The organism is Bradyrhizobium sp., from assembly GCF_027451485.1.
Lineage (GTDB): Bacteria > Pseudomonadota > Alphaproteobacteria > Rhizobiales > Xanthobacteraceae > Bradyrhizobium.
In genome coordinates this window covers 1-9,302 of the sequence record NZ_DAIDJE010000153.1, presented here as the reverse complement: position 1 = coordinate 9,302, position 9,302 = coordinate 1, and the positions used below count along the sequence as shown (strand labels likewise).

Here is a 9,302-nt window from a genome sequence, read left to right as displayed (position 1 = left end):
GTCGCCGAAAACATCTGCCGCTTCGATCAGGGCGCGACATCCGAGGCGATCATCAAGGCGGCACAGATCGCGGGTGTTCACGATCTCATCCTACGCCTGCCCAATGGCTATTCGACCCAAATCGGTCAGGGTGGCTTGGCGCTGTCGGCGGGCCAGCGACAGAGAATCGGACTCGCGCGGGCCGTCTATGGCGATCCGTTTCTGGTCGTGCTCGACGAGCCCAACGCGAATCTCGACACCGATGGCGAGATCGCGTTGGGCCGCGCCATTTTGATCCTGCGTAAAAGCAAGAGCATCGTGATCGTGATTTCGCATCGCCCCAGCGTGATTGCCGCGCTGGACATGGCACTCGTGCTTTACCAGGGAAGATCGATTGCCTTCGGTTCGTGCCAGGAGATATTTGCTCGCGTCGGCGCATCCAAGATGCAGGGCACACCGAGAGGCCAGACGCGCCCCAAACCCAGCCCCGCACCGCATTACGCCGCTGTCGCCGAGCACGTCTAGCCATGCGCCACACTAAGGACGATCGACGCCACGACGAATCTGCGCGGAACTGGAGCGGAGGGCCTTACACCGACGACGTAGGACCACAGGGCGAAGCGCTGATTCTGGAGTTACAGCGATTACGGCAGGCGCTCGACGGTGACCGCGATGACAGCCGGCAGCCGGCTCGCCCGCCCAGGCGCAGAGACCCGCAAAAACGTCACGACCCGCGCAAGCGCCAACAGAAGGCGCGCAATCCGAGACCCAACAAGAGCAAAATCAAGCTGGCCATCGATGTTTGCCTGAGGCCGTTCGGCGTTGGGGCTCCAGTCCGGGAGAAGGACGGCAGAAATTCCCGGGTCGAGCCGGTCGTACCTGCGGCCTATCGGCAGAGCCCGCCTTTGTTTCCGCGCGATCCCGTCCTTATGGATTTGGACAGGACCGCGCCAGCCATGCCCGTGTCCGAGGATTCACGCCCCTCGCGAATTGGCGAGGGGGACGCTGTCGTCGATTCGGCTACCCGCCAGACCACCGTCAACACGGCGGTTGTGGACCTGATCGGCAAGTGTCGAGACGGTCTGATGCTGGGCGCCGACTTTATTCTCGATCGCGGTGGCGCGCCTCCTCCTGACGTGAAGCTGCTTGGCCTGCAGACGGGCGTGCAATGGGCGTTCGAACACGAGCTGCGTGCCGGCCTTCGGGTTCTATTCACTGCCGCAGTCCTCGGGGGAGGCTGGGCCGCGTTCGTGCCTCTCGCAGGAGCCGTCGTCGTGCCCGGCAATCTTGTCGTGCAATCCAATGTCAAGAATATTCAGCATCCGACTGGAGGCGTCGTCGCCGAAATCGACGTGCATGACGGCAGCCGGGTACAGACCGGCAAGCTCCTGTTGCGGCTGGACGCCACGCAGGCACGAGCCGGTCTGCAGATGGTAAGCAAGCAGCTCGACGAGGTGCGGACCAAGATCGCCCGTCTGGTCGCCGAGCGCGACGGCCTCGCGCGAATGGAAGTTCCAGCGGAGCTTGCATCGCGTTCGGCGGATGAGACGGTAAAGAGCCTGCTTGCGTCGGAGGATTCGCTGTTCAAGGCCCGCCTGACCGCGCGCCAGAGCCAGAAGGATCTGCTGCAAGGGCGCGTGGCGCAATTGACAGAGGAAATCTCAGGCCTCGAGGCACAGCTCGACTCCAAGGCCAAGCAGCTGCAGCTGATTGCGGGCGAATTGAACGGCGTACAGGAGCTTTATGACAAGCACCTGGTGCCGCTGGCCCGGCTGACGGCGTTGCAGCGGGACTCCGCGCGCATCGACGGCGAACGCGGCCAAATCCTGTCCTCGATAGCCGAGACGAAATCAAAGATCGGCGAAACACAATTGCAGATGGTGCGTGCGGATCAGGATTTCCGGACCGACGTCGTGAAAGAACTTGGCGAAGCTCAGGGCAAGGAGGCCGAGCTGGTTGAGCGTAGCGTTTCGGCGCGCGACCTGCTCGATCGTATCGAGATCCATGCGCCTGTATCCGGAATCGTTCATCAGCTTGCAGCTCACACCATCGGCGGCGTCATTCGGCCCGGCGACACCATTATGGAAATCGTCCCCGACGCGGAAGACTTGCAGGTGGAGGCGCGGCTGCAGCCGCGGGATATCGACCAGGTGCGCACCGGTCAGCCGGCATTCGTCCGGTTTTCGGCGTTCAACCAGCGAGTGACGCCGCAGCTCACCGGCGCCGTCTCATATGTCTCGGCCGACACCAGCCACGACCCGCAGACTGGCGCACCTTATTTCACGGTGAGAGTTGTGCTGTCCGACCAGGAGCGCCGGCGACTTGCCGGTCAGCAGCTCGTGCCGGGAATGCCTGCCGAAGTCTTCATGCAGACGCGAAGCAGGACGATGATGAGCTATCTTCTCAAGCCAATCGCCGACCAGATGCGCCGCGCCTTTGTCGAACAGTGAATAATAGTCGCGATCCCGGGTTAACCGCTCCGTCAAATGCGGAGCGGATCGCCGACGGATGCAGTTGCCGCCCGCCGTCTCGGCCGCCGAACCTGCGCCTGCTCAATGCGACGCTTGCAACCTGGATCGGGGCGTCTGCACGCCAACAGTCCGGTGAACTGGAAGTCACACATCACCTCTCAAGCCGTCGCATGCCGTGAGTAGAACCGGTCTGGCGTCACTGCCCTTCGCGAAGAAACGCCGTTGAAGACTCGCCGCAATCATGCAGCCGACAAGCCAAACTGCAGACACACTTCCAACATGCTCCCTAAGGATGCTCCGAAATAGACGGTGTTCCAGAGGAAAGAATGCAATGGCGACTCGCGACATGATGCGCTTATGCAAAAGTCGTTCGCCTTGCAGAGTAAGCGGTTCGACGGGCGTGTAGACGACCATCGATCCGGACACCATGTGCAACCAATCCACACGCAACTGCAGGGAGGCTAAGCAATGACCATTGCGACCGATCGGGCGACAGCATTAGGCGCAACAACCAATGACGTCGGACAGGCAGGTCTCATTTTCAACGACGCCGTTCGACTGAGCGAGGGCGGCCTTTGGGCAGAACCAGCCGACAGCAGCAATCAACTCAACTACGCAAGCATGTATGAAGCAGACATCAGCGCTCTCAAGGCTGACATCACTTTGGCAATGACCGATGGAGCGACCGTCAATGGCACGGCGGTCACACCATCCAATCCCAATACACTGAGTGAGATCCTGGGGCAGCTCAATGATCTTGCGGCAGCAGCGCCGCAGGCGGTCGGCAACAGTGCGGCGGCAATCGCAGCGCAGGGAATTATTCACACGGAGCAGCAGCAGATCCTGAGTGAGATCGCCAACGACACCAACCTGCAACACGCGCTCGCGGCGAACGGGGTCAGCAATCCCGGTACCGGCGCCACCGATCAAGGCTTTCAATCGCTTCCGGCCCAGGCCGCCGACGATTCAGCTGCGATTGCCACTGCCAAGGCCGGCGCCAGCCTGTCCGACATCGGCACAGTCTTCAATGCGGCGACGAACCTTGCGGCCGGGGGGCTTAACTCTCACAATCTTGCCGAGTTCAACGCCGACATGAAGGCGGTCGCCGCTGGTCTGCAGAACTTCATCAACAATGGAGGGCTTGCGGAGATTCAAGCCAATTCAGCGGCAGAGCATGCGCTCGCCTTGTCCGAGGGCATCTCGGACAGCGCAGCACAGGCCCTCACGGGCGTCCATCTCCAGACCGTGCTCAACCAGGTCGAACTCCAGATCAACGACTTCGATGCCACCTATGCCACGAACCCGAACGTCGCGGCGCGGGCGACCAACGACAACCTGCTGGACATCATCGATATCGTGCAGACCGATCCGGCGCTAGCGGCAAGTGCCGGCAATCCGACAGCCACGGCTGCTAATTTTACAGCAGGCACGTTCGTGCCAAGCCATGATGGTGGCTTGGCCAACCAAGCGGGATATCTGCAAGGCACCATCACGCACTTTCAGGACAATCAGGCGCAGACCGATTTCTGGTCGGCGTTCATTGCCGGCGCAAACAATCTCAATAACGCGCTCACGGCGGAAGCCAACGGAACCGCCCATCTGGATAACGCGGGTCTTAATGCGCTGATCCAGCAGGTTCAGGGTTATGAACAACTCGGCGCATCGTTCGACGGCGCGCAGGGTGGCATCTTCGGTGCCCGCTTCGACAACGAGCTTCTTGGCGGTACGCTTAAGGCAGACACCAATACAGCTCTCCAGGCGCTGCATGACGTCCTGAACAATGGAGGCACCGTCTCGGCCACGGATGCAGCCCAACTTATCGCGGCAGGCGACGGCTATGTCGGCGACGCCCAGGACGTTTCCGGAAACAATAATCCAAATGGCGGCGGAACGTATGTGGGAACAGCGACAACCGTCGCCGGCGCGACCACAACGCAGATCGCGGATGCCAACACTCCGACATCAGGCAATGTTGATGGCAACGACCAGCCCACCGATCATCCGGTCAAAGGGCTGACGAACAACGGGTTTGGCGTCACCGATCCGCACGCTGGCGCGGGTGCAGGAAGCCCCGTTTCGGCTGGATCCGGTTCCACGACCGATCAAGCGGCACATTCAACGTCGATGCTTTCCGGCGCCATTGCCGGCGACATCGCCAGTCTGGTCCAGGCCCTGGAAGGTGGACAGACAAGCGCCATCAGTGCCGCTGTCGCAACGTTGACGGCAGCGATAAGCGGCAATTCCGGCAGCACTGCCGTCAGCAGCAACGCAGGCAGCAGCCAGGGCGGCAACGAAAGTATACTCACCGCGGACGCTGGAAACGCCGCCGGCTTCTCTGATCAGTTCTCGCACGTCAGCCACCATCTCCAATTCGAGCACATGTGGCACTGACGAGCGTTTGAAAAAGCGCATTTGCGGCGGCGCGCGCCCTTGTCACACATCTTGCGACAGGGGCGTCACTTCCGCTGACCGAGATATCCCGTCCTTGCGCTTCGGCCGCCACATCAGCAGATTCTGGGCAGCGGATCGTCCTCAAGCTCTTCGAGAAAACGTTCGCCGCCGATTTCGGTCTCGAGCACGACCCGGCCGGCGCCCGCGCTCAGCGTACCGGCCACGCTGGCATCTTTGCCGTCAGGCAGCTCGCGCCAAATGGCCAACACGTCGGTCGCCGTCTCCGGCGCGACGACGGCCACGACGCGTCCCTCGCACGCGAGATAATAAGGATCGTATCCCAATATCTCGCAGACCGAGCGGACCGAATCGCGAACGGGGATTTGCGGTTCGAACAGGCGGACATTCATCGACATTGCCTGGGCAATTTCATGCGCGACGGTGGTGAGGCCGCCCCGCGTCGGATCACGCATGAAGCGAACGCCGCTCATCGCCGCGATCGGCTGCGTCAGCGGCGTCACCGCCGCGCAGTCCGAGACGACCTCGCCGCGCAAGTCGAACTCTTCCCGCGCAAGCATGACCGAAATCCCGTGATCACCGACGGGCCCGCTGACAAGCAGCACATCTCCTTCCCGAATCCGGTTCATTCCCAAATTCACGTCCGGCGCGCAAAGGCCGATGCCGGTGGTCGCAAAATAGAGCCCACCGCCCTGCCCGCGCGGCACGACCTTGGTATCGCCTGCCACCACGCACACACCCGCAAAATGCGCGGCGGTCGCGAGGCTTCTTACAACCCGGTCGAGGCATGCGACCTCCAGCCCCTCTTCAATAATCGCATTGAGGGTCAGAAACTTCGGGACGGCGCCACTGACCGCGAGATCATTGATCGTGCCATTGACCGCGAGCGAACCGATATCGCCGCCGGGAAACTCCAACGGCTGAACGGTAAAGGAGTCCGTCGTTATGAACGGAACAAGACCGCCAGCAAGCGCCAGCGGTGCCGCGTCGAGACGAACGTCGAGCGCCGGATTGGCGAGATGGCGTGCGAAGACTTCCGCGATCAGTTCACGCATATGGCGGCCACCATTGCCGTGGGCGAGCGAAATGTGAAGATCTTCCATCAGATGCCCCCTGTTTGCGGGCGCGCCGCCGCTTCGATCAACTGCCCAAAGGCAAGCCCGCCGTCATTGGCAGGAACGGCGGAAGGCAAGTGCGCCGGAATTCCGGTGTCGAAGAGCAACGCGGTGACGCGTTCTGCGAGCAGGCGATTTTGAAAGACACCGCCGACGAGGCCGACGGCGTCGAAGGACTCGGTTCGGGCCAGCATGGCAACCTGAGTGGCGACGGCCTGAGCCAGGCTTTCGTGGAAGAGGCCTGCGCGGCGTTCGGGCGACAGCCTTTGATCGAGCAGCATCGGCAGGAGCGGTTCCCAATCCATGCGGAGAATGCCCTGTTCATCGCGGGACAGCGGAAGCGCAATGGCCTCGCGGGTTTGTGCGGCTGCACTCTCGAGCATCATCGGACCCTGCCCCTCAAAGCTGGCGACATCGACATTGAGGACCAATGCGGCTGCGGCATCGAACAGGCGGCCTGCCGAGGATGTGCGATGCGTGCCGATGCGCCTTTGCCAGGCTTGATGCGCGAGTGGTCCACCCCACTGCCCTTGCGGAAAATCGCGGCCGGTTTCCCACATAAGCGCGGCCGCCGAACGCCAGGGCTCGCGGCCGGCGCGGTCGCCGCCCAGAAGATGGAAGGGCCGCAGGCTGGCGACGCGGCGCCAGGCGCCGGCGGCCCCTACAAAGGCCTCGCCGCCCCACAATTCGTTGTCATTGCCGAGGCCAACACCGTCCCACGTAAAGACGAGCCAACGCGGCACGTCGGGATATTCGCCGGCAACGGCCGAAGCGTGCGCAACATGATGCTGGACCCGCGTTACAGGAACATTCTGATCCAGTGCCCAGCGCGTGCTCGCATAGCCCGGATGGGCATCGCAAACGATGTGTTGCGGCGCGACCCGATAGAGCGTCTGGAGGTCGCCGATCACCTGTTCGAATATTCTGACGCTGCGCGGCGTGTCGAGTTCTCCGATGTGGGGAGATATTACACATCGCTTGTCCCAGCCGAGCGCGATGGCGCCTTTCATATGGCCCCCCACGGCGAGAAGCGGCCGTTCGAATGGCACCCGCAGATCGAGTTCCCGCGGGGCAACGCCCCGGCCACTGCGGATGAGACGCCTCGTACCGGCAATCACCCGTACAACGGAGTCATCCGCCGGGCGAACGATGGGACGATTGTGGTGCAGGAAGCCGTCAGCGATTCTTGTCAACCGCGCCTGCGCTTCGTCATTGTCCGTAATCACCGGTTCGCCGCTGATATTTCCGGAAGTCGCGACCAATGGCGCGTCGAATTCCGAAAGTAACAAATGATGCAGTGGACTATAGGGCAGAAACACGCCTATCTCCGACAATCCCGGCGCCAGCGCGTCGCTAAGCTTGCAATCGGAACGGCGCCGCATCAGGACGATCGGACGCTCGGGATCAGCACAGGCGCGCGCCTCTACATCATCCGGCAGTGCAAAGCGGCGCACCGCACCGAGACCATCTTCGCCCTCCATGGGAAACAGGACGGCGAGCGGCTTGTCGGGACGATGCTTGCGGCTGCGCAACCTGCGCACGGCTTCGTCATCGACAGGATCGCACATGAAGTGATACCCGCCGACACCTTTCACTGCGACGACGCCCCCTTTGCGCAGGAGGTCAAGCGTGGCGCCGAGAGCAGCCTTGCCATGAATTTGCGGACTGTTTGCCTGTATGAACGTCAGCGCCGGTCCGCACACCGGGCAAGCGAGCGGCTGGGCATGAAAGCGCCGGTCGAGCGGGTTTTCGTATTCGGCGCGGCAATCTCCGCATAACGCGAAATCGCGCATCGATGTGCGGGACCGGTCATAGGGCAATGCCTGGATGATCGTGTAGCGCGGACCACACTGGGTGCAATTGGTGAAAGGGTAGCGATATCGGCGCTCGGACGGCCGCGAGAGTTCTTCGATGCAATCGTCACAGCAAAAGAGGTCGGGAGGCAGGTGGACGTCCGGTTCGGCTGTTCCGTCGCTCTCAAGTATCCTGAAGTCACGCGTATGTTCCGGGAGGCTGTCACGGGCATTCTCGAGATGCGGCCTAGAAAGGGATGGCGCCCGGCGAGTGAGCGTGGTCTCGAAACGCTCGAGATCGTGTGGAGAGCCTTCGACATGAATGATCACCTGTCCGGTTTTATTGCGAACCCAGCCGTGCAGGTTGAGGCGACGCGCGATGCGATAGACAAAGGGTCGAAAACCGACGCCTTGAACACGGCCGCTGACGACGATCCTGCGCGCGGCAAGCCGGTCAGTATCGGGCTGGTGCGTGCTCATCGGCTGCTGCCTGCCTTATACCCGACGACCACCAGATCCTGCAGGCCCCCTCGTCCGATACCATGCAAGGCCCTATGGGGTTGCGCGGGGTGCAGGCTTTGCCGAACAAGACGCATTGATTTGGGTAAATCTTCCCGAGCACGACGCGCGCGCAATCGCAGCCGGGCGGCATTTCGCCGGCGCGCTTGCGTGTCGCATCGGCATGCAAGCCGAAACGCCGGGCTGCGTCCGAACGAGCGAATTCGGGCTTCAATGCAAAGCCGGACCGTGGAATGATACCAATCCCGCGCCAGTTCGCATCGACAACATCCAATGTCTCCTCGAGCAAACGCCTCGCCGTAGGATTGCCGCCGGGCCTGGCCACCTTGGGATAGCAGTTGTCCAGGAAGGGGCGCCCCTCCAGGTGCTGACGCAGGACGGAATAGAGCGCAGCGAGCAAACTTTCAGTTTCGAAGCCGGAGACCGCGGCAGGAATTCGGTGTTTTTCCGGTACGAAGCGCCACTCTTCGGGACCCATGATTGTCGAAACGTGGCCCGGCGCGATCAGTGCATCGAATCCGGCTTTTTCGCTCTGCAGCAACATCGCGACCGCCGGCCACGTCAGCCGTCCGGACAGGAGAATGGAAAGATTCGAGGGCAGGCCCTCGGCGGCGAGACCGGCGACCGGCGCTGTGGTCGTTTCGAAGCCTGCCGCGAAAAAAACGATTTCGCGATCGGGATGAGCCAGCGCGATCTTCGCCGCCTCCCGCGGAGAGGCGATCGGACGGACGTCGGCGCCCGCAGCCCGCGCCTGCTCCAGCGATCGGGGCTGTCCTTTCGGCACGTTCGCCGGGACGCGAAGCATGTCGCCGAAAGCGACAAGGATCACGCCTTGCTTCAGCGCCAGTTCAATCGCAGCAAAAACGTCCTCTTCCGGGCAGACACATACCGGGCAGCCTGGCCCGGGTATCAATTCGATCTGCTCCGGCAAGGCTCCACGCAAACCCGCCATCGAGATCGATCGCTCATGCCCGCCGCATACATTCATTACGCGTATAGGGGCATCGAGCTTCAGA

General features: G+C 62.1%; 6 protein-coding genes. 3 read left to right on the top strand and 3 right to left on the bottom strand.

Going from position 1 to position 9,302, the window contains the following annotated elements; genetic code table 11:
* The 3 genes from NEZ08_RS18690 to NEZ08_RS18680 form a co-directional block, all read left to right on the top strand.
* A partial coding sequence (locus NEZ08_RS18690; protein WP_298110073.1) for an ATP-binding cassette domain-containing protein occupies positions 1 to 504 on the top strand: 504 nt, incomplete at its 5' end.
* 431 nt (positions 505 to 935) lie between these two features.
* Positions 936 to 2,429: an HlyD family type I secretion periplasmic adaptor subunit gene (locus tag NEZ08_RS18685; RefSeq protein WP_298110071.1), complete on the top strand. Its 1,494-nt coding sequence runs from the start codon at positions 936 to 938 to the stop codon at positions 2,427 to 2,429.
* A gap of 489 nt (positions 2,430 to 2,918) precedes the next feature.
* Complete coding sequence (locus tag NEZ08_RS18680) at positions 2,919 to 4,841, top strand: hypothetical protein (protein ID WP_298110067.1); 1,923 nt, start codon at positions 2,919 to 2,921, stop codon at positions 4,839 to 4,841.
* A 113-nt stretch (positions 4,842 to 4,954) separates the two neighbouring features.
* On the opposite strand, the gene hypE is transcribed toward NEZ08_RS18680, so the two are convergent.
* The 3 genes from hypE to hypD all read right to left on the bottom strand — a co-directional run.
* Positions 4,955 to 5,962 (bottom strand): hydrogenase expression/formation protein HypE, encoded by a 1,008-nt coding sequence (hypE, locus tag NEZ08_RS18675; RefSeq protein ID WP_298110065.1) that lies wholly within the window; start codon positions 5,960 to 5,962, stop codon positions 4,955 to 4,957.
* Positions 5,962 to 8,247, bottom strand: a complete 2,286-nt coding sequence (hypF, locus tag NEZ08_RS18670; RefSeq protein ID WP_298110062.1) for a carbamoyltransferase HypF — start codon at positions 8,245 to 8,247, stop codon at positions 5,962 to 5,964. Before hypF ends, hypE begins: the two co-directional genes overlap by 1 nt.
* On the bottom strand, positions 8,222 to 9,302 hold a 1,081-nt coding region (hypD, locus tag NEZ08_RS18665; RefSeq protein WP_367278432.1), incomplete at its 5' end, for a hydrogenase formation protein HypD. The genes hypD and hypF, both read right to left, overlap by 26 nt.

What these genes read in the sequence shown, in the direction of transcription:
- hypF (WP_298110062.1), bottom strand. Translation starts at nt 8,247, where the DNA reads ATGAGCACGCACCAGCCCGATACTGACCGGCTTGCCGCGCGCAGGATC.
- hypE (WP_298110065.1), bottom strand. Translation starts at nt 5,962, where the DNA reads ATGGAAGATCTTCACATTTCGCTCGCCCACGGCAATGGTGGCCGCCAT.
- NEZ08_RS18680 (WP_298110067.1), top strand. Translation starts at nt 2,919, where the DNA reads ATGACCATTGCGACCGATCGGGCGACAGCATTAGGCGCAACAACCAAT.
- NEZ08_RS18685 (WP_298110071.1), top strand. Translation starts at nt 936, where the DNA reads ATGCCCGTGTCCGAGGATTCACGCCCCTCGCGAATTGGCGAGGGGGAC.